The sequence below is a fragment of the Enterovibrio paralichthyis genome, from assembly GCF_019209835.1.
Classification (GTDB): Bacteria; Pseudomonadota; Gammaproteobacteria; order Enterobacterales; family Vibrionaceae; genus Enterovibrio; species Enterovibrio paralichthyis.
In genome coordinates this window covers 1-19,660 of the sequence record NZ_JAHUTS010000042.1, presented here as the reverse complement: position 1 = coordinate 19,660, position 19,660 = coordinate 1, and the positions used below count along the sequence as shown (strand labels likewise).

The window sequence follows — 19,660 nt, the reverse complement described above, 5'->3', positions numbered from 1 at the left end:
GACGTAGATAGGCAGGGTGTGTAAGCGCTGTGAGGCGTTGAGCTAACCTGTACTAATTGCCCGTGAGGCTTAACCATACAACACCCAAGGGGTTTTGACGGACTCGAAAAGAACATTGAATGTGTAAGAACGAGAACAAATAAACACAGCTTTCCCAGATTTAAACGAATTTGCTTGGCGACCATAGCGTTATGGACCCACCTGACTCCATGCCGAACTCAGTAGTGAAACGTAACAGCGCCGATGATAGTGTGGGGTCTCCCCATGTGAGAGTAGGACATCGCCAGGCTTCAAATTTAAATTATTGTGCTGAACACACAGTAGTTTGAGTGGAGCGGTAGTTCAGTTGGTTAGAATACCGGCCTGTCACGCCGGGGGTCGCGGGTTCGAGTCCCGTCCGCTCCGCCACTTATTCGGACAAAGTTAAGTCTTTAAAATGACTACAGGGGTGTAGCTCCAATGGCAGAGCAGCGGATTCCAAATCCGCGTGTTGGGAGTTCGAGTCTCTCCACCCCTGCCACCTTCAAAGCCTCAGCAGAAATGCTGAGGCTTTTTCGTGTCTGCGAGACACTGAAAGCACTCATTCGAAAAGAGAATGTGTGTCCATTTATGCGCTCATTGATGCCATTTTTTAAAGTGGTACAAAGTATCTACGATGCTATTCTGCGTTTTTTGTCTTTAACGTATTTTCTTAGATCTGAATGGAAAACGGACTGGTCTCCAATTGCTGGCGTATTATGCTTATCTCTGTCTTCTGTTCGATTTGTCTTTCATTCAAAGGGCTATAAACAACAATGAAACAGCTCGCTACGCGCTGGGTATTGCTTTGTACCTTGGTGTTATTTGCTGCCATGGCGACAGTTTACTTCGTGGTTGATATTCCACCTTCTGCGCAACTTGCTTCTGCTGACAGTGGAGTAAAGTGCCGGGATTATGATCCTTCATCGATAATTGAAGTGTCAAAACCTCTCAATGTTGCTGTTTGGAATATCTATAAACAACAACTGGAAGGTTGGGAGGAAGAGCTGAACGCGCTGGCAGACGATAACTCAATTATCTTGTTGCAAGAGGCACAAGCCCGGCCACAGCTTCTCTCGTATGTCGAAGACAATGGTTGGCACAGCAATCAGGCTTATGCATTTGCTATCAATGGTGAAATAGCCGGTGTGATGACGCTGTCAGATGCTATCCCCGAGAAGGTGTGTGCGTTTACCAAAGTAGAGCCTTATCTTCGTCTCCCCAAAAGTGCACTCTACAGCGCTTATAAACTTTCTAGTGGTGAAGTGTTATCTGTGATTAACCTGCACAGTATCAATTTTACTTATGGTGTGCAGGAGTATGTGGAGCAGCTTGATGCGTTGGTTGAAGGGGTGTCGGAATTGAAAGGCCCATTGATTATTGCTGGCGATTTTAATACCTGGAGCAATGAGCGGCTTGATGTGGTGAAGCAGAAGTTAGGGGCTATTGGTCTGCAAGAGGCCCAGTTTCAGCCAGATAATCGGCTGAAAGTGTTCAGCCATCCATTGGACCATCTCTTTTATCGCGGTTTGAAACTGACTGGTGCAGAAACCCAGGATACCAAAGCTTCTGACCATGCGGTGCTCGAGGCGCAGTTTACATATCAATGACAGCAAAAAGCAGCGCACCTGCGCTGCTTTTTGTTGGTTTACACTGCCTGGTGAAGGCTAGTTGCTGCTTCTTTGCCGGCGTACAGTGGACGCAGTGCTTTAAGAACGTCTGCGCTGGAGATAACGCCTACCAAGCGGTCATTTTCCAGAACAGGTAGCACGTGTGGCTTACTGATTCTTGCTTCCCTCACACGCTCTTTCAGCGGTTTCATTGTCAGGCTGGTTGCGATCCCCATAGGAGACACCGGGAAAGCCGTCTTCTTGTCGACTACCAGAAATTCAGCAACATCCATCAGGCTTTCATTGGCACCCAGCGCTGTAACTTCCTCGTTCATCAAATCAGCAACGCGTTGCTGGCTGTCAGGCAGGTAGTCGTCACACCACAGGTTTACCATTACGTCGTGCACAGAGAAGAAACCTACGACATGTTGCTGGCTGTCACACACAGGTGCACCAGTGAGTCGGTTTGAAAGCAGAACATCGATAGCATCCACCGTGCGATCGTTCGCTTTCAGTACGATTGGGCTGGTGTTCATCAGATCTTTTACTTTCACTTGGTTCATCATGGCAGAGTCCTTACTGGCTTTGTTAAGTGCAACTGGCGAGTTGATGGCCAGCATCTCAGGTTGTTGTAGTTGTTTGCGATAGATCCCCCAGTTGGCAAGGCCAACCAGCACCGCACCACCAACGATATTGCCGATAGTGACTGGGATCAGGTTGTTAAAAATAAAGTGTGAAACGGTCAGGTCAGAATAGCTGGCGGCATTCACGCCAAGACCTGTCCAGAATGCTTCCGGTGCAAAGTTCGAAATCACGATGCCAAGTGGCACCATAAACATGTTTGCAATGCTGTGCTCAAAGCCGCTGGAGACAAACATTGCAACTGGCAACATGGTCATGAAGGCTTTAACTACAGGGTTTGCAGAACAAAAAGTCAGCCAAATCGCCGTACAGACCAGAATGTTGCAAAGCACGCCCAGGGTAAAAGCTTCCAGCCAGGTGTGGTGAAGCTTATGCTGGGCAATATTCAGTGCATTTAGCCCCCAACTACCGCCATCAAGTTGATAAAGACCCGCACCTGTTACTAACAGCAGTATCAGCATGGCGCCCAGGAAGTTACCGAAATAGACCTTGGTCCATGTCATAAACAGTTTGCCGATACCAACTTGGTTGTTTGCCCAGGAAATGCTGGACAACACGGTGCTGGTAAATAGCTCACCTTCAAATATGACGATAAGAATCAGCCCCATGCTGAATGCCAAGCCACCGGCTAATCGGTTTAAACCCCAGCTTGTGCTCTCATTTCCAGTCGTCACTGTGGTGTAGAACAGAAACGCCAGACCGATAAATGCCCCCGCCAGAATTGCCAGACTGATGGTTGCACCACTGCGCTTGCTGATTTTCTTCAGTGCGTAGCGTTCGGCTTCTGACATCATTTCTGCGGCAGAAAAGCCTTTTACTGAGACGAAGTCGTGATCAGAGTAGGCCGTAGTCATCGCTTCCTCTCCTCAATGGTTTCATGTGGTTCTCCTTGTTGTATTAATGCAGGGCGAAACGCCTTACTGCCCTTTCAGACTAATTGTGAGCAAGCCCCGGAGTACAATTGATATTCCTTTGCTAAGTATTCAGTTTTATTGATGATTTCTTTCGGCGCGGTACAATAAACCCATAAAAAATATAAGGTTAGTGCGCTTGTTTTCACGGGAGGAAAATAGCGGTGCGATATTCTCTAAAACAGTTGGCAGTATTTGATACGGTGGCGGACTGCGGCAGCGTCAGTCAGGCAGCAGAGCTTCTTGCGTTAACCCAATCAGCGACCAGCATGTCTCTATCCCAGTTAGAGCGGATGCTGGGCCGTCCCCTTTTTGAACGCAAGGGTAAACGTCTCATTCTGACCCACTGGGGAGCATGGTTAAGGCCCAAGGCAAAACGCCTGCTTAGGGATGCAAAACAGATAGAGCTTGGCTTTTATGACCAGCATCTATTGAGTGGTGAAATACGTTTGGGGGCAAGTCAAACCCCTGCAGAGCACTTGGTTCCGGACCTTATCAGTATTATTGATAATGATTTTCCGGAAATTCGAATTTCCTTGGGCGTGCAAAGTACCAGTTCGGTGATCGATGGTGTGCTCGATTACCGCTATGATCTGGGCATTATTGAGGGACGGGTAGATGACAATCGCTTACATCAGGAGCCCTGGTGTATGGATCACCTGACTATTGTGGCATCAGCCCATCACCCTTTCGCCAAGCGTGAGCGGGTAAGCATGGCGCAACTGGAGCAGGCAAAATGGATATTGCGCGAACACGGTTCAGGAACCCGGACCGCATTTGAAAGTGCCATTTATGGGCATATTGCAGATTTGGATGTGTGGCGTGAGTATGAACACATTCCGGTTATCCGCAGTATGGTTGCCAACGGCCCTTACTTGACATGTCTTCCTTATCTTGACGTTGAACGCTATATCGAGAATGGCAAACTGGTTGCCTTAAATGTGCCGGAGCTTGATATTGCACGTTCTCTGTCTTTTGTATGGCGTGCTGATATGGCAGAAAACCCCTTGGTGGACTGCTTTAAACGGGAAGGGATCAGGATGATGAAGCGTCACCCTATGGTGATGTAAATACATCAGGAATAAAAAAAGCGCGCTGTGTTTCCACAACGCGCTTTCTTCATATTATGAGGTTTATGCGCTGACTTTCGTCACATCGATATACAACTTCAGTTTTTGTCCTGGCTGGATATAGGCATTCTTCTTCAACGCATTCCATTTCATCAAATCAGACACTGAGACCTTGTAGCGAGCAGCAATGGTGCTTAGTGAGTCACCCTGACGGATCTGATAAACAATAGTACGGATACGTGCGCCGTCAGCGGCTTTTTTCCAGACTACCAGTTCTTGGCCGACACGCAGCGGGTCTTTCGGTGCCATGCCGTTCCAGCGTGCCAGATCGGTATGTGATACCCCTTGTTTGCGGGCGATAGACCAGAAGCTGTCACCTTTTTGCACGGTATGGGTCAGCTTATAATCCCCGCGCTTTTTGCTGGTCAGCTTTGCCAGTCGTTGCGGTGCGCTCAGCGTGTACTGACTTTCATCTTTCACTGATACCGGGATCAGCAAATGTTGGCCTGCGCGGATATTTGTACCTTTGAGGCTATTGGCGCGTTGTATCACTTTTACTGTTGTATTGTGACGCTGGGCAATCAAGCCAAGAGAGTCACCGCCTTTTACCTTGTAGCGGGTAACCTTAATGCCTTGGTTGTCGTTTTCTGCCATTGTGGCAGTGAAACTTGCGACTCTATCTTTCGGCAATAACAGATGGTTGCTGCCATCCGGTGAAGTCGCCCAATGGTTGTAGGCTGGATTGAGACTTTGCAGTTCAGCCAGCGACAAACCGGCGTAATTGGCCGCTAACGCCAGATCCATTTGAACGCCCGGCTCAACCATTTCTACCACAGGTTGGTTAGCAATTGCCGGTAGGGAGATACCGTATTTTTCCTGATTCTTGATGACGTCAGCGACAGCAATCAATTTTGGCACATAACCGCTGGTTTCTTTCGGCAACGACAGTGACCAGAAGTCGGTTGGCAAGCCTTTGGCTTTGTTATTGCGGATAGCGCGGAACACACGGCCTTCACCGGTGTTGTAGGCGGCAAGGGCATGCAACCAGTCACCATCAAATTTTTTGTGAAGGTACTCCAACAAATCTAATGCGGCATCCGTAGAGGCCACAACATCACGGCGACCGTCATACCACCAGTTTTGCTCCAGGCCAAATCGGCGGCCGGTATCCGGTACAAACTGCCACAAGCCTGCCGCACGGCCATGAGAGTATGCAAACTGATCAAAAGAGCTTTCTACGATAGGCAGCAAGGCAATTTCGAGCGGGATACCACGCTCTTCCACTTTTTCGGTGATCAGATAGAGGAAAGGCTCTGCGCGTTTGGCAACAGTCTCCAAGTGTTGGGGATGTTTGAGATACCAGTTGCGGTAGTAATTGACACGTTTACTGTCAGGTATCGGCATTTCAAGTTGCATTGAAATCCGTTTCCAGACGTCTTCCTGACTTTGAGGTGTGACGACAGGCTCGAGCACTTCGACTTCTACCGACTCTTTGACGACTTGGGTAGATCCGGCTGGGGTCTGGGTTTCTTCCTGTTGCTCTGGCGTATTAGTCGTCGTTGCGACGTCGTTTTGCCCTGTAAGCTGGCATCCTGCGAGGAACATCGATCCCACTAATACATAACGGAACTTCATTGATTACTAACCTTTTTGAAAATAGCCGATGATGATAATCGGCCTCTACTTATGCTTACAAGAGACTTGTGTCAAAAATCGTCCTTCCAGCGTCTGAGCGCAGCAAAAGTTTCCACGTCAGAATCAGCACTTGCCTGGCTCTGAACCGCGGCTTTAATACTGGCTACATTCGCCCGCAAAAATGGGTTTATTCTTTTTTCCCTGCCTATTGTGCTTGGCACAGTAGGCTGATGTTTTGCTCTTAATTCAGTCGCTTCAATCACATAATCCCTTAGCGCAGTATTGTCCGGTTCAACTGCTTGGGCAAATTTCAGGTTCGACATTGTGTATTCATGGGCGCAAAAAACCTGGGTAGTGTCAGGTAACGTCCCGAGCTTTGTCAGTGATTGATGCATCTGTTGAGGTGAGCCTTCGAATAGTCGGCCACAGCCACCGGAAAACAGGGTATCCCCACAAAACAGCATGCCATCGGTATAGTAAGCGATATGATCCAACGTGTGCCCTGGCACTTCTATCACGCTCACAGTGGAGCCGAAAAGTGAAAAGGAGTCCTTGTCTTTAAGTGGATGATTGACTTCTGGAAAGCGTGCGCTGGCGGGGCCATATATAGTGAGGGATGGAAAGCGTTCAACTAACTGTGCAACACCGCCGACGTGGTCATGGTGGTGATGGGTTAGAAGAATGCCATCAAGGGAAAGTCCCTCGGCGTTCAGCCGCTCTAATACCGGGCCAGCATCACCTGGGTCGACGACAACACAATGATTGTCATCATTTTTTAGCAGCCAGATGTAATTGTCGTTGAATGCGGGTATGCTTGATACAGATAGCATTGATTCTCTCCAGCTATGACTCAATAAGACTATGAAACCAGCACGCAGCCAACGTCCACTGGAATACCCGTATACTTGGGACCAATTCGCACACGGCGAATGGGCGTCTGCGCATATTCAGACGCGGCTGGATGAATGGTTGCCGCGCTTTTTCGGATACCACATGCTGAAATTGGGTGGCCTAAGTTGCGAATTGGCGACTGGGCATTGCAACATCCAGCATCAAGTATGTATCGATAAACTCAATCCCCTGCGCAATGTCGAAGCAGAGAGCTACGATTTACCGTTTGTCTCCAAGGCTTTCGACGTCTGCGTACTGGCCAACCAACTCGACTATACCGACGATCCACACCGATTGCTGCGTGAAATCGACCGTATAATGATAGACGATGGTTACCTGATCATTTCAGGTGTCAATCCCAGCAGTCTGATGGGGATTGGCCGGATCATTCCGTGGCGGAAAAACCGCCTTCCCTGGAATGGCCGGATGTTCACACCACTGCGGATCAGAGACTGGCTTGGTGTGCTTAACTATGAAATCATGGAAATGTCCTGCTTCGGACTTATCCCTGCCACCCGTCACCGTACCTGTGGTGTCTGGTTTGAAAATGCCTGCTCTGGCATTTTGCCTGCTGTGGGCTCGCTCTATTTTATTGTGGCGCGCAAGCGCACTTATCCACTAAAACCGATCAAGCCCACCTGGAAGCTTAAAAAACAACTTTCGCCGGTCAGTGTGAATTACCGCGTCGGTGACAACTGATCACGCCTCTGGCTTGTAGCCAGTGTCTGCTTGTGTTGGGTTTTCCGCCGCCGAACGCGCCAGTTCGTCACAGCGTTCATTCTCTGGATGGCCGGCATGGCCTTTTACCCATTGCCAGTCCACGGTATGGCGTTGAGTTTCTGTGTCCAGACGCTGCCAAAGGTCTGCATTTTTCACCGGTTTTTTGTCTGCCGTTTTCCAGCCGCGTTTTTTCCAGTTATGGATCCACTGCGTGATGCCCTGACGGACATACTGGCTGTCGGTTGTGAGGGTCACGTTGCAGGATTCTTTCAAGCTTGCCAAGGCAACAATGGCTGCCAGCAGTTCCATGCGGTTGTTGGTGGTCAGAGAAAAGCCTTCGCTCAACTCTTTTTCATGCTGTTTGTAGCGCAAAACAGCGCCATAACCACCGGGACCCGGATTACCGAGACACGATCCGTCAGTGAAAATTTCTACCTGCTTGACCATATTTGTTAGTATCTGTGCAAATTAATCGCCAAGTCTGACACAAGTGACGCTATGAAAGCCAGTTACGACCGAATTATCGTTCTCGATACCGAAACCACGGGTATGAACCGTGAGGGTGGCCCGCACTATGAAGGGCACCGAATCATTGAAATCGGCGCGGTGGAAATCATCAACCGCAAGCTGACCGGACGCCATTTCCACGTCTATATCAAACCGGATCGTGAAATCGACCCGGAAGCGATTTCCGTTCACGGTATAACGGACGAATTTTTGCGTGATAAACCGGATTATGCAGCCATCCATGCTGAGTTTCTGGAGTTTATCAAAGGCGCAGAGCTTGTCGCCCACAATGCGCCCTTCGACGTCGGCTTTATGGATTATGAATTCCGCAAGCTTGATGCTGGCATCGGTAAAACGGAAGACTATTGCAAGGTTACCGATACCCTGGCGATGGCGAAGAAAATCTTCCCGGGCAAACGTAACAACCTTGATATTCTCTGTGATCGTTACGGTATAGATAACTCCCACCGTACCCTGCACGGCGCTTTGCTCGATGCCGAGATCCTGGCTGACGTTTACCTGTTGATGACAGGTGGTCAAACAACGCTGAAGTTCAGCGGCAGTGATTCCAGCGAAGGAGGCAGTGGCGGCGAAACGATAAGACGTGTCGAAGCTGGAGCGAAAAAGCTAAAGATCATCCGTGCCTCTGCCGATGAATTAAAAGAACATGAAGCGCAGCTGGACGTTATCGCGAAAAACGGCAGCTGTTTGTGGCGCTAACGGGAGAGACTATGAAACTAGGGTGGGTTGGGCTTTTGCTCTCGCTGCTGATGGCGTTTAACGTCTCTGCAGAGCAGACTTCTGATCGCGATATTCGGCTGCTCAACAACCGTTTTCGCATTGACTCTACCATTACCCAGGTCGCTTTTGTTATTTATCGCGAGAAACCGAGCCAGCCTGTTGTGCTGGTTCAGCCTGATGGCACAAAGCTCTATGCATGGCGCCATCCAGACAATGTCTCCTGGCATCAGGAAGCGGACATGGATATTGTCTCCGTCCTTAATCCTATGCCGGGCCCCTGGCAAGCCATTGGCAAGGTGACACCGGAAAACAAAATCCGCATCCTGTCTGAACTCAGCATGAAGGTGGATACCTTTCCTGACCGCCTTTACCAAGGCGAAACCCTTAAATTTACCGCCCAACTGATGCAGGGGGATAACCCGCTTAACCTGCGTGATTTTCTCGATCGTGTTGAGCTGACGGTTACCTTCACCGAGTTTCTTGAAAGCGTGGACGATATTCCGGTGGATCAGCGACCACAGGCGATGTCACTCGGACGTTTTAAAGACGACGGAGCAGGGCTGGATGAATATGCCGGTGACGGCGTGTTTACCGTCGAGTTGCCGGTCAACGTTTCACCAGGGAAATATCGGGCGCGGGTGACTTCAGGTAATGGCGTCTTTTTCCGTACCCTTGAGCAGGAAGTATTGGTTTACCCGACGCCTTTAATGGCGACGTTCAAACAAAGTCGCAAAAAAGCGCTGCCCCACCATTTGCTGGTGGAGTCTGACAGCGCGAGTATAGAGCCTGGCTCCGTTGCCGTGCATTCAGAGTTTACCGATCCGAATGGTAAGTCTTCTGTCTATCAGGGCGTTGCTGGTGAAGACTACACCGCCCTGAGTGTGGATATCGACAACTTCCAGGAGCCTGGCCGCCATACCTGGCATGCCTGGTTATACGGTACGGACAAGCTTTCCGGCCGCCCATTGGTTTTCCTGCTGCCTGAGCAAACCTTTGCTGTTGCTGACTATGAAGCGATAGAGCAGGCCAAACGTGACCGAGAAGAGCGTGAAGCCGAACGGAAGCGAATTGAAGAAGAAAGACTGGAGGCAATACAGCGCGAAGAAGACCGGAAAATGGCTTTGATCACCATTGTTGGCGGGAACATTTTGCTCCTTATCCTTGCCGTGGGTGGTTGGTTTGTTGTGCGCAAGATACGGGCGAAGAAACTGGCTGCTGAATCCGAAGAGTCTTTGGAAGCGCCACCACCTGAAGAGCCTGATAAAGCAGCTTGATAAATAAACAAAGAAAGGGAGAAGCCAATGCTTCTCCCTTTTGTTATCCAGCGGTGCAGTATAAATACCAGTTAGGCAGCGTGAACCACTTTGTTCAGTGCTCTCGAAGCTGCTGCCAGCTCCGCGGGGTCGAAATCGTCCACATTGATGGTTTCAAGGCGGCCTTCTTCCGCGACGCGCAACAGGTCGGCTTCTTTCTCGGAAATGACGCTTTCGCGCAGGCCAATCTCGGCGACACGGTCAAGGAACATAAACGGCAGTTTCTGGCCGGTCTGATCACATACTTTCTGGTAAACAGGCTCTGCAGCCAGAATATCCAGCAAGGCTTTTTCAATCTTGCCCACCGCGCAATGTTCAGAAGCTTCAAGGAACTGGCCACGGCCGAGACGGCTGCGACTGTCGCACGGCGTTTGCAAGATACGCGCTACTTCACCATCCAGTTTGTCACTCGGTTTGGTACGGCGGGTGCCAAACGGGAACAGAAGGACACGCAGTGGCGCAGCAACCCAGCGGGCAGGGAAGTTAGCCAGGAAATCATCCAATGCTTCCTCAGCCTGATAGAGGGCGTCTTGCATGCCCCAATGCACCATTGGCAGGTCAGCTTTCTGGTAACCTTCGTCGGCGTAGCGCTTCATGGTGGCTGAGGCCAGATAGAGTTGGCTCAATACGTCACCCAGACGCGCAGACAGACGTTCCTTGCGCTTGAGGTTGCCACCCAGCACAGCCATAGACACATCCGCCAACAAGGCCAGGTTTGCAGCATAACGGTTCATCTGCTGGTAGTAACGTGCTGTGGCATCCTTACGCGGAACGCTGGAGGTTCGGCCATCGGTCAGGCCGAGCCAGACCGAGCGGACGAGGTTGCTGAACACAAAGCCTACATGACCAAACAGCGCCTGATCAAATCCCGCCAGTGCTTCGCGCTCGTTGTCATTGTAAGCCGCTTCCATTTCCGCCAGCACAAACGGGTGGCAGCGGATAGCGCCTTGACCAAAGATGATCATTGAGCGGGTTAGGATGTTGGCACCTTCGACTGTGATAGCAATCGGCGCGCCTTGATATCCACGGGCAAGGAAGTTCTTTGGCCCCAGACAGATCCCTTTGCCGCCGACCACATCCATAGCGTCAATCACACCACGCTGGCCGCGATGGGTACAATGGTATTTAACGATAGCGGAAATTACCGAAGGCTTTTCCCCCAAGTCGATACCGGCAACAGTCAGGGCACTGGCGGCGTCAATCACGTAGGCATTACCGCCGATACGTGCCAGTGGCTCTTCAATCCCTTCCATCTTACCGATAGGTAGTTTGAACTGGCGGCGGATACGGGCGTAAGCACCTGTCGCAAGCGCAGCCGTTTTCAGGCCACCGGTAGAGTTGGACGGCAGGGTGATACCACGGCCAACAGACAGGCACTCAACCAGCATGCGCCAGCCTTGTCCCGCCATGTCCGGGCCACCAATAATAAAATCAAGCGGCACGAAGATGTTCTCACCGCGTGTCGGACCGTTCTGGAACGGTAGGTTCAGCGGGAAGTGGCGGCGGCCGATATCAACGCCTTCAATGTCTGTCGGAATTAGCGCACAGGTGATACCGAGATCTTCTTTGTCGCCCAGCAGCCCTTGAGGATCTTTGAGTTTGAACGCAAGACCCAGCACTGTCGCTACCGGTGCAAGGGTGATATAGCGTTTGTTCCAGGTAATAGACATACCCAGCACTTCTTTGCCTTGCCACATGCCTTTGGTGACAACACCTTCATCCGGGATAGAGCCTGCATCAGAACCTGCTTCCGGGCTGGTCAGGGCAAAGCAGGGGATCTCCAGCCCATTTGCCAGTCGTGGCAGGTAGTAGTCTTTTTGCTCTTCCGTACCATAGTGCTGCAGCAGTTCGCCAGGACCCAGGCTGTTAGGCACACCTACGGTGGACGACAACACGCCAGACACGCCGGTCAGTTTTTGCAGGACCAGTGATTGGGCGTAAGCAGAAAACTCCAGGCCGCCATATTCCTTTTTGATGATCATGGCGAAGAACTTGTTGTCTTTCAGGTATTGCCATACATGGGGCGGCAGATCGGCCAATTCATGAGTGACCTCATAGTCGCTGACCATACGGCACACTTCATTTACCGGGCCGTCCAGAAAGGCGCGCTCTTCCGCGCTCAAACGGGGCGCGGGAATATCATGTAGCTTATTCCAGTCTGGCGCACCGCGAAACAGATCGGCTTCCCACCACACTGTGCCGGCATCAATGGCTTCTTTTTCGGTCTGGGACATTTCTGGCATCACGCCTTTAAACATGCGCAGCGCTGGTTTACTCAGCCAAGCTTCGCGGAAAGAGCGCACGTTCAATGGAATCGCAATCGCGATAAACACCAGCCAGCTTAATTGGCCGGTAATACCCATCACAGAGCCAACAATTAACATTCCCGCTGCAACGGCCGTGAACAGCTTTAGTCCTGCGCGGTGATAGGCCAGTATGGCCATCAGCGCCAGAAACGTAATCAGGTACAGGGTTGTCGCCATTTTCGGTTCTCCTTTTCCTTCAACCCAAATCTAATGGTAAGAGGTCATACCAGATAATTGTAAGCAGGTTTTTAATGAAATGTAAAACGATGACTGGCTGAAATGTGCACATAGCGTTGGCAAAAATACAGGCAGGGGCTTTGCATGGTTTTTAGCCATTTGTTTTTGCTCAGGAAGCAGAAGACGAGCCAGATTGTCGACAGCTTTGGCTTTTTACGGGTACACTCCTTGAATATATTTCGGGCGCTTGCCCCACCTCACTCCAAATAAAAAGAGAATTGCCCATGTACCAAGATCTCATTCGCTCAGAGCTAAATGAAGCGGCTCAGGTGCTAAACGCGTTTCTGGCTGACGACAACAACATTGCATCGATCGAAGCGGCAGCGAAACTGCTGGCAGATTCCTTCAAAGCGGGCGGTAAAGTGCTCTCTTGCGGTAACGGTGGCTCACACTGTGATGCAATGCACTTTGCAGAAGAGCTGACTGGTCGTTACCGTGAAAACCGTCCGGGCTACCCTGCGATTGCGATTTCAGATCCTAGCCACCTGTCATGTGTATCGAATGACTTTGGCTATGAGTTTGTTTTCTCGCGTTATGTTCAGGCAGTTGGCGCGAAGGGCGATGTATTGTTCGGTCTGTCAACGTCCGGCAATTCAGGTAACGTGCTGAAAGCGATTGAAGCGGCGAAAGAGAAAGGCATGAAAAGCATCATGCTGACCGGTAAAGATGGCGGTAAAATGGCAGGTCTGGCAGATATCGAAATCCGTGTACCGCATTTCGGTTACGCAGACCGCATTCAGGAAGTGCATATCAAAATTATCCACATCCTGATCCAGCTTGTTGAAAAAGAAATGGAAAAATAAAGGGTATCGTAAAGGATTATGTGCGAACTGCTTGGCATGAGTGCCAATGTCCCGACGGACATTTGTTTTAGCTTTACCGGCCTTATCCAGCGTGGGGGCAAAACTGGCCCACACCGTGATGGCTGGGGGATTGTCTTTTACGAAGGGAAAGGATTTCGGACTTTTAAAGACCCAAACCCAAGCTGCGACTCAAAAATAGCTGAGCTGGTTCAAAGCTACCCGATTAAAAGCTGTGCGGTGATCAGTCACATCCGCCAGGCAAACCGTGGTGAAGTGAGTTTGGTCAATACCCACCCGTTTACACGGGAGATCTGGGGTCGTTACTGGACGTATGCCCACAATGGGCAGTTAACCGGTTATGAAGATTTGCCAACCGGGCACTTTAAGCCAGTGGGGGAAACAGACAGCGAAAAGGCCTTTTGCTGGCTGTTGCACGAGATTGAGCAGCATTACCCTGACAAACCAGAAGATATGACGGAAGTGTTCCGTTTTATCGCCAGCCGTTGCGATACCCTGCGCGGACTTGGGGTGTTCAATATGCTGTTCAGCGACGGTGACTACGTGATGGCGTATTGCTCCAACAACCTTCATACCATTACCCGCCGCGCACCGTTTGGCAAGGCGAGCCTGATTGATGAAGAAGTGACGGTGGATTTTCAGGAAGAAACCACGCCGAATGATGTGGTGACTGTGATTGCAACCCAACCACTGACCAACAATGAAACCTGGCACAAAATGCAGCCCGGTGAATATTGTGTGTTCCACCTAGGTGAAGTGATCACTTGCAACCGTGCGGACATTGAAGCGGCGGTTGAAGGTAACACCGACTAAGCACAGTATGACCCACACAAAAAACGCGCCAACTGGCGCGTTTTTTATTTCTTAATCCGGGGGATTAATCTGCAGCATAGCCGGATACGCCAAGTACCTCATTATCCATGACAGCTTTGTCATCGATCATTCTGAGTCTTTCCTGACAGAACCACTCCACCACCAAAGGATAGATGCGGTGCTCTTGCTCCTGCACACGGGAAAAGACACTTTCTGCATCATCATCTTCGAAAATCGGAACACGCGCCTGCAAAACTACCGGGCCGCCATCCAGTTCTTCAGTGACAAAATGCACTGATGTGCCGTGCTCGCTGTCTCCGGCATCGATTGCGCGCTGGTGGGTATTCAGCCCAGTGTACTTTGGCAGCAGGGAAGGGTGGATATTCAGCATCTTCCCTTGATAGTGGCGCACGAACGCTGGCGTCAGTATGCGCATGAATCCTGCCATCACGATCAAGTCCGGGGCGTATTCGTCGATGGTTGCCATCAACTGGCTGTCGTATTGGCTGCGATCGGCCACTCCTTTACTGGCAACGACAACGGCATCAATGCCAGCCTCTTTTGCCCGTACCAGGCCGTACGCCTCTTCCTTGTTAGCGATCACTGCCGCGATTTCCATGCCATGTTGCTGGTGGCAACGGTCAATAATTGCCTGCAGGTTCGAGCCATTCCCTGAGATAAGGACAACCAGCTTTTTCATGGTTACCCCTTGATCTCAACCTGTTCTTCGTTAGGTACCGCGTTCTCAATCGAACCGATCAGCCAGGCGTTTTCGCCTTCCTGGTTCAGAATGTCAATGGCTTGCTGTGCCTGCTCAGCTGGCAAGGCAATGACAAGGCCGACACCGCAGTTGAATGTACGGTACATCTCGTGCTCGGTCACGTTACCGCTTTCCTGCAGCCAGTTGAAAATGGCCGGCCATTCCCAGCTGTTGCCATCAATCACGGCTTTGGTGTTTTCTGGCAGGACGCGGGGGATGTTTTCCCAGAAGCCGCCACCTGTGATGTGTGAAATGGCGTGTACCTCGCAGCTTTCCAGCATCTTCAGCACAGGTTTAACGTAAATGCGGGTTGGTTCAAGAAGATGCTCGGCAAGGGTTTTGCCTTCAAGCTCAGCGTTAACATCTGCACCTGACACTTCGATGATTTTGCGCACCAGGCTGTAGCCGTTAGAGTGTGGGCCAGAAGATGCCACCGCGATGATCGCATCACCAGGGGCTACTTTTGAACCATCGATCACTTCTTCTTTCTCTACCACACCGACACAGAAACCGGCGACGTCATAGTCTTCACCGTGGTACATCCCTGGCATTTCTGCTGTTTCACCGCCAATCAGCGAGCAGCCCGCTTGCATACAGCCTTCACCGATACCGGTAACGACAGCGGCAGCGGTGTCTACATCCAGCTTGCCGGTTGCGTAGTAGTCAAGGAAGAACAGGGGCTCTGCACCCTGCACGATCAGGTCGTTGACACACATAGCCACCAGATCGATACCAATGGTGTCGTGTTTTTTCAGATCCATTGCGAGGCGAAGTTTGGTGCCAACACCGTCAGTACCAGAAACCAGTACTGGCTGCTTGTATTTTGTAGGCAGTTCACAAAGTGCGCCAAAGCCGCCGATGCCACCCATTACCTCTGGACGGCGGGTGCGTTTTACCACCCCTTTAATTCTGTCGACCAGGGCGTTCCCTGCGTCAATATCAACACCTGCGTCTTTGTAGCTGAGAGAAGACTTATTATCGCTCACTGGGGATCCTTACCGAGTTGTGGACTAAAAGCGGCGCCATTTTAACAGCGACATTTTAAAAAGGAAAACGTTTGCGTCGGGTTATTCAGGGCAATTTTGAGTGAAAAGGAAGCAACCGGTTGTCTATGGCTATGCCCAGGAATGACTTTGTGTATAATTCGATGAATTTGTTTTTTGCTGGAGTCTGTCATGAAAGTCGTTGAAGTTAAGCACCCGCTGGTAAAACATAAAATTGGTCTGATGCGTGAGGGTGATATCAGCACCAAACGTTTCCGCGAACTGGCGACCGAAGTTGGCAGCCTGCTGACATACGAAGCAACCTCTGATTTCGAAACTGAAAAAGTCACTATCGAAGGCTGGAACGGCCCGGTTGAAATTGACCGCATCAAAGGTAAAAAAGTGACCGTTGTGCCAATCCTGCGTGCTGGCCTTGGCATGATGGACGGCGTTCTGGAGCACATCCCAAGTGCACGTATCAGCGTGGTAGGTATCTACCGTGATGAAGAAACTCTGGAGCCTGTGCCTTACTTCCACAAACTGGCGAGCAATATCGATGAGCGTATGGCGCTGGTGGTTGACCCAATGCTGGCAACCGGTGGCTCTATGATTGCAACGATTGACCTGCTGAAAGAGCACGGTTGTGAGCACATCAAAGTACTGGTACTGGTAGCAGCACCTGAAGGCATTGAAGCGCTGGAAAAAGCGCATCCAGACGTTGAGCTTTACACAGCTGCAATCGACGAAAAACTGAATGACAAAGGCTACATCGTTCCGGGTCTGGGCGATGCAGGCGACAAGATCTTCGGTACCAAATAAGACATCGCATTCAAATAAAAAAGGCTTCCCGCGGGAAGCCTTTTTTACATCTGCCGTTTGGCAATACGGATGAAGAATTAATCTTCCATCTGCGCGTTATCCACCACGTGGGTTTCACCCATATCGTGTGGCAGGATAAGGTTCAGCGCAATCGCCACGATACCGCACAGGCTGATGCCCTGCAGGCTGAACTCGCCAATACCAAAGGCCATACCACCGATACCAAATACCAGTGTTACCGCAACAATGGCGAGGTTACGTGCCTTGTGCAGATCCACGTTATTTTTAATCAGGGTGTTCAGACCTACGGTCGCAATGGAACCAAACAGCAGGATCATGATACCGCCCATCACCGGCACTGGAATCGTCTGCAAAATTGCGCCCAGTTTGCCGACAAACGCCAGGACAACAGCCGTCACAGCCGCCCATGTCATGATGGCAGGGTTGTACGCACGGGTCAGCATTACCGCGCCGGTAACTTCACTGTAAGTCGTGTTTGGCGGCGCACCGAACAGTGAGGCTGCCATGGTTGCTACGCCATCACCGGCCATGGTGCGGTGTAGTCCAGGTTTTTTCAGGTAGTCTTTTCCTGTGACGTGTGAAATCGCCAGCATGTCACCGACGTGTTCAACAGCCGGTGCAATGGCTACCGGGATCATGAACAGAATGGCGTTAATGTTAAATTCCGGCAGGGTGAAGTTTGGCAGGGCAAACCACGCGGCATTTTGTACCGGCGTGAAATCGACCACACCGAAAAACAGCGCAACGACGTAACCGGAAACAATACCCGCCAGGATAGGTACCAGCTTAAAGAAGCCTTTTGCATAAACCGAAATAGCGATGGTAACGATGAGGGACACCGCAGAAATCCAAAGGGCGGCAGAGCCGTCGACCAGTTGGACGCCGCCGTCACCGGATTTACCCAGTGCCATGTTTACCGCCGCAGGCGCCAGGCCAAGACCGATTACCATGATCACAGGCCCAACGACCACAGGTGGCAGCAGTTTATGGATAATACCGACACCTTTCGCTTTGATAATGCCGCCCATAATCACGTAAACCAGACCCGCTGCCATCAGGCCGCCCATAGTGGCAGGTATACCCCAGCTTTGGACACCGAACATGATGGGAGCGATAAACGCGAAAGAGGAAGCGAGAAAAATGGGAACTGAACGTTTGGTGATAAGTTGGAAAAGCAGGGTACCGACGCCGGCACCGAAGAGAGCAACGTTAGGGTCTAGTCCCGTGAGAAGTGGAACTAACACCAACGCGCCGAAGGCAACAAACAACATTTGTGCCCCCTGTAAAACTTGCATCATGACGCACCTTCCTTAAGTTTTTAAAATCGCGGGATGCTAGCACGATTTGCCCAGTATTTGCAGCGAACCGCCTCCCCTTATCGACTAACTACACAATTCGTGCACAACTTTTGTGCCTAGCCGTGGTCAATGGAAACGCGGGTTAACCCCAGCAACACAACATCACGCATTTTGAGTGTTTAGTCATTGCTGTAGCTGGGGCTTCACTTTATGATCAACGTTTAAAATTCGAGTTATCTGGCAAATATATGTTACGAACTTTCCTTATTATTTTGACGCTGCTGCTGGGCTCAACCAGCGCGATGGCAGCGTCACTGTTCAATACAGAAGTGGTGCTGGATGATACCGACACTGCAACAGAGCAAGCGGCGAAAGAAGCGGCTTTTGTAGATGTTCTGGTACGCACATCGGGTCAGTCTACCGTGGGCGAGAATCCGGTAGTCCAAAAAGCACTGCCGACGGTAGATCAGTACATCACTCAACTGGGTTACGGCGGCAATGATGGTCAACGCACGCTGCAACTTGGCTTTGATGACGGCAAGATCCGTACCCTATTGACTCAGGCGCAAGCGACCTACTGGGGTTCTCCTCGTCCGGAAGTGTTGTTCTGGCTGGTGGCTGATGATGCCAATAGCCGCAATGTCGTATGGGAACAATCGGGCTCTCCATTGATCAATGAACTCAAAGCGGAAGGTGAACGCCGAGGCTTGCCGGTGCTGATGCCTGTAGGTGACTTTGACGATGTGATTGCCGTGTCGATCCCTGATTTGTGGGGTGGTTTCGCTGAACCTATTGCGAAAGCCAGCGCACGTTACAACCCTGTAGGGGTAGCGGTGGTGAAAGTGCATAACAACCGCATCAGTTGGCAGCTATTCCCGAATGCGGCTGACATGGGTAACGCAACGCCGATTGAAGGACGCGCAGCCGGCGCGCCGGAAGCAGCCTTTGCCTCCATGGTTGATGAAATTTCTGATTTCTATGCCAGCCGTCTTGCGGTAAATCTGGGCGTTGCTGACAGTGCGTCGCAAGCATTGAAGGTATCAGGCCTTGACGATGCTGAAGACTTCTTTGTGGTTGAACGCACCCTGAAAGGACTGAACTCTGTGGCGGCACTGCGCCTTGAATCTATCGACAACGGCACTGCCACTTTCCGTATCAGCCTGCTGGCATCAGAAGACGTATTCCATAACGAAATGATGACAGACCGTCGCCTGCGCCGTGTTGAAGTGCTGCCTGAGCCGATGGTGGCTCCTGCCCCAGCGCCTACCGCTCCAGTCATGACTGAAAGCGTTGATGGTGTCATGAGCCCGGTTGAAGCGCCTATGGTAGTTGAACCCGCAGCGCCGGTAGACACGTCTATCCGCTATGAGTGGATTGGCTAAACGGGCAAATCGCCGTTCATAAAAAAGCAGGCATCAGGCCTAATGCCGATCAGTTAAGAGATAAATGATCGGTTGAACGATCCAACAGATGGCTTATAAAGGCTCTAAGTCCCCATACTTAGAGCCTTTTATTTTGCAATTGACCACAGCCCTTACCCTCGC

Annotated in this window: 17 protein-coding genes, 2 tRNA genes and 2 rRNA genes; 13 read left to right on the top strand and 8 right to left on the bottom strand. The window is 50.9% G+C overall.

Annotation, left to right across the window (positions count from 1 at the left end; genetic code table 11):
* The 5 genes from KU854_RS23925 to KU854_RS23905 all read left to right on the top strand — a co-directional run.
* Positions 1 to 77: ribosomal RNA gene (locus KU854_RS23925) — 23S ribosomal RNA — on the top strand; the annotation flags it as partial.
* A 96-nt stretch (positions 78 to 173) separates the two neighbouring features.
* Positions 174 to 289 (top strand): 5S ribosomal RNA (gene rrf / locus KU854_RS23920).
* 42 nt (positions 290 to 331) lie between these two features.
* Positions 332 to 408 (top strand) — tRNA-Asp (locus KU854_RS23915).
* 36 nt (positions 409 to 444) lie between these two features.
* Positions 445 to 520 (top strand) — tRNA-Trp (locus KU854_RS23910).
* A gap of 274 nt (positions 521 to 794) precedes the next feature.
* Positions 795 to 1,628 carry an endonuclease/exonuclease/phosphatase family protein gene (locus tag KU854_RS23905; RefSeq protein ID WP_218360764.1) on the top strand — a complete coding sequence of 278 codons (834 nt, stop codon included), beginning with the start codon at positions 795 to 797 and terminating at the stop codon, positions 1,626 to 1,628.
* 38 nt (positions 1,629 to 1,666) lie between these two features.
* On the opposite strand, the gene focA is transcribed toward KU854_RS23905, so the two are convergent.
* Positions 1,667 to 3,124: a formate transporter FocA gene (gene focA / locus KU854_RS23900; protein ID WP_218360763.1), complete on the bottom strand. Its 1,458-nt coding sequence runs from the start codon at positions 3,122 to 3,124 to the stop codon at positions 1,667 to 1,669.
* A 221-nt stretch (positions 3,125 to 3,345) separates the two neighbouring features.
* Between focA and KU854_RS23895 the strand changes: the two genes are divergently transcribed.
* A complete protein-coding gene (locus KU854_RS23895) occupies positions 3,346 to 4,251 on the top strand; it encodes a LysR substrate-binding domain-containing protein (protein WP_218360762.1) in 906 nt (301 codons plus the stop codon).
* Between the two features lie 63 nt (positions 4,252 to 4,314).
* Here KU854_RS23895 and KU854_RS23890 read toward each other — a convergent pair whose 3' ends face one another.
* Complete coding sequence (locus tag KU854_RS23890; RefSeq protein WP_218360761.1) at positions 4,315 to 5,886, bottom strand: lytic transglycosylase; 1,572 nt, start codon at positions 5,884 to 5,886, stop codon at positions 4,315 to 4,317.
* 71 nt (positions 5,887 to 5,957) lie between these two features.
* Positions 5,958 to 6,716, bottom strand: coding sequence for a hydroxyacylglutathione hydrolase (gene gloB, locus KU854_RS23885; RefSeq protein ID WP_218360760.1), 759 nt, complete (start codon positions 6,714 to 6,716; stop codon positions 5,958 to 5,960).
* 31 nt (positions 6,717 to 6,747) lie between these two features.
* Here gloB and KU854_RS23880 point away from each other — a divergent pair, with 31 nt between their 5' ends.
* Complete coding sequence (locus KU854_RS23880; RefSeq protein ID WP_054780628.1) at positions 6,748 to 7,476, top strand: methyltransferase domain-containing protein; 729 nt, start codon at positions 6,748 to 6,750, stop codon at positions 7,474 to 7,476.
* Here KU854_RS23880 and rnhA read toward each other — a convergent pair whose 3' ends face one another.
* On the bottom strand, positions 7,477 to 7,944 hold the full coding sequence (gene rnhA, locus KU854_RS23875) for a ribonuclease HI (RefSeq protein WP_218360759.1): 468 nt from the start codon (positions 7,942 to 7,944) through the stop codon (positions 7,477 to 7,479).
* Positions 7,945 to 7,995: 51 nt separating this feature from the next.
* On the opposite strand from rnhA, the gene dnaQ reads away from it, so the two are divergent.
* Positions 7,996 to 8,724, top strand: a complete 729-nt coding sequence (gene dnaQ / locus KU854_RS23870; protein ID WP_218360758.1) for a DNA polymerase III subunit epsilon — start codon at positions 7,996 to 7,998, stop codon at positions 8,722 to 8,724.
* An 11-nt stretch (positions 8,725 to 8,735) separates the two neighbouring features.
* The gene (locus KU854_RS23865; protein ID WP_218360757.1) at positions 8,736 to 10,019 is read left to right on the top strand and encodes a TIGR03503 family protein; all 1,284 of its coding nucleotides are present in this window, start codon (positions 8,736 to 8,738) and stop codon (positions 10,017 to 10,019) included.
* Positions 10,020 to 10,090: 71 nt separating this feature from the next.
* Here the strand turns inward: KU854_RS23865 and fadE are convergent, their stop codons facing one another.
* Complete coding sequence (gene fadE / locus KU854_RS23860; RefSeq protein WP_218360756.1) at positions 10,091 to 12,541, bottom strand: acyl-CoA dehydrogenase FadE; 2,451 nt, start codon at positions 12,539 to 12,541, stop codon at positions 10,091 to 10,093.
* A gap of 284 nt (positions 12,542 to 12,825) precedes the next feature.
* Here fadE and lpcA point away from each other — a divergent pair, with 284 nt between their 5' ends.
* Positions 12,826 to 13,404 carry a D-sedoheptulose 7-phosphate isomerase gene (lpcA, locus tag KU854_RS23855; protein ID WP_054780626.1) on the top strand — a complete coding sequence of 193 codons (579 nt, stop codon included), beginning with the start codon at positions 12,826 to 12,828 and terminating at the stop codon, positions 13,402 to 13,404.
* Positions 13,405 to 13,422: 18 nt separating this feature from the next.
* Positions 13,423 to 14,235 (top strand): class II glutamine amidotransferase, encoded by an 813-nt coding sequence (locus KU854_RS23850; RefSeq protein ID WP_218360755.1) that lies wholly within the window; start codon positions 13,423 to 13,425, stop codon positions 14,233 to 14,235.
* Between the two features lie 64 nt (positions 14,236 to 14,299).
* On the opposite strand, the gene purN is transcribed toward KU854_RS23850, so the two are convergent.
* Both purN and purM read right to left on the bottom strand, forming a co-directional pair.
* The gene (purN, locus tag KU854_RS23845) at positions 14,300 to 14,935 is read right to left on the bottom strand and encodes a phosphoribosylglycinamide formyltransferase (RefSeq protein ID WP_218360754.1); all 636 of its coding nucleotides are present in this window, start codon (positions 14,933 to 14,935) and stop codon (positions 14,300 to 14,302) included.
* 2 nt (positions 14,936 to 14,937) lie between these two features.
* Complete coding sequence (gene purM / locus KU854_RS23840) at positions 14,938 to 15,981, bottom strand: phosphoribosylformylglycinamidine cyclo-ligase (protein WP_218360753.1); 1,044 nt, start codon at positions 15,979 to 15,981, stop codon at positions 14,938 to 14,940.
* A 189-nt stretch (positions 15,982 to 16,170) separates the two neighbouring features.
* Between purM and upp the strand changes: the two genes are divergently transcribed.
* Positions 16,171 to 16,797 carry a uracil phosphoribosyltransferase gene (gene upp, locus KU854_RS23835; RefSeq protein WP_218360752.1) on the top strand — a complete coding sequence of 209 codons (627 nt, stop codon included), beginning with the start codon at positions 16,171 to 16,173 and terminating at the stop codon, positions 16,795 to 16,797.
* Between the two features lie 77 nt (positions 16,798 to 16,874).
* Here upp and KU854_RS23830 read toward each other — a convergent pair whose 3' ends face one another.
* The gene (locus tag KU854_RS23830; RefSeq protein ID WP_218360751.1) at positions 16,875 to 18,116 is read right to left on the bottom strand and encodes a uracil-xanthine permease family protein; all 1,242 of its coding nucleotides are present in this window, start codon (positions 18,114 to 18,116) and stop codon (positions 16,875 to 16,877) included.
* A gap of 248 nt (positions 18,117 to 18,364) precedes the next feature.
* On the opposite strand from KU854_RS23830, the gene KU854_RS23825 reads away from it, so the two are divergent.
* The gene (locus tag KU854_RS23825) at positions 18,365 to 19,498 is read left to right on the top strand and encodes a DUF2066 domain-containing protein (RefSeq protein ID WP_218360750.1); all 1,134 of its coding nucleotides are present in this window, start codon (positions 18,365 to 18,367) and stop codon (positions 19,496 to 19,498) included.
* Positions 19,499 to 19,660 lie beyond the last annotated feature (162 nt).

Coding starts and splice junctions, on each gene's coding strand:
- dnaQ (WP_218360758.1), top strand. CDS start 7,996: ATGAAAGCCAGTTACGACCGAATTATCGTTCTCGATACCGAAACCACG.
- fadE (WP_218360756.1), bottom strand. CDS start 12,541: ATGGCGACAACCCTGTACCTGATTACGTTTCTGGCGCTGATGGCCATA.
- purN (WP_218360754.1), bottom strand. CDS start 14,935: ATGAAAAAGCTGGTTGTCCTTATCTCAGGGAATGGCTCGAACCTGCAG.
- KU854_RS23825 (WP_218360750.1), top strand. CDS start 18,365: ATGTTACGAACTTTCCTTATTATTTTGACGCTGCTGCTGGGCTCAACC.
- focA (WP_218360763.1), bottom strand. CDS start 3,124: ATGACTACGGCCTACTCTGATCACGACTTCGTCTCAGTAAAAGGCTTT.
- KU854_RS23850 (WP_218360755.1), top strand. CDS start 13,423: ATGTGCGAACTGCTTGGCATGAGTGCCAATGTCCCGACGGACATTTGT.
- KU854_RS23890 (WP_218360761.1), bottom strand. CDS start 5,886: ATGAAGTTCCGTTATGTATTAGTGGGATCGATGTTCCTCGCAGGATGC.
- KU854_RS23880 (WP_054780628.1), top strand. CDS start 6,748: ATGAAACCAGCACGCAGCCAACGTCCACTGGAATACCCGTATACTTGG.
- upp (WP_218360752.1), top strand. CDS start 16,171: ATGAAAGTCGTTGAAGTTAAGCACCCGCTGGTAAAACATAAAATTGGT.
- KU854_RS23905 (WP_218360764.1), top strand. CDS start 795: ATGAAACAGCTCGCTACGCGCTGGGTATTGCTTTGTACCTTGGTGTTA.
- KU854_RS23865 (WP_218360757.1), top strand. CDS start 8,736: ATGAAACTAGGGTGGGTTGGGCTTTTGCTCTCGCTGCTGATGGCGTTT.
- rnhA (WP_218360759.1), bottom strand. CDS start 7,944: ATGGTCAAGCAGGTAGAAATTTTCACTGACGGATCGTGTCTCGGTAAT.
- lpcA (WP_054780626.1), top strand. CDS start 12,826: ATGTACCAAGATCTCATTCGCTCAGAGCTAAATGAAGCGGCTCAGGTG.
- KU854_RS23830 (WP_218360751.1), bottom strand. CDS start 18,116: ATGATGCAAGTTTTACAGGGGGCACAAATGTTGTTTGTTGCCTTCGGC.
- gloB (WP_218360760.1), bottom strand. CDS start 6,716: ATGCTATCTGTATCAAGCATACCCGCATTCAACGACAATTACATCTGG.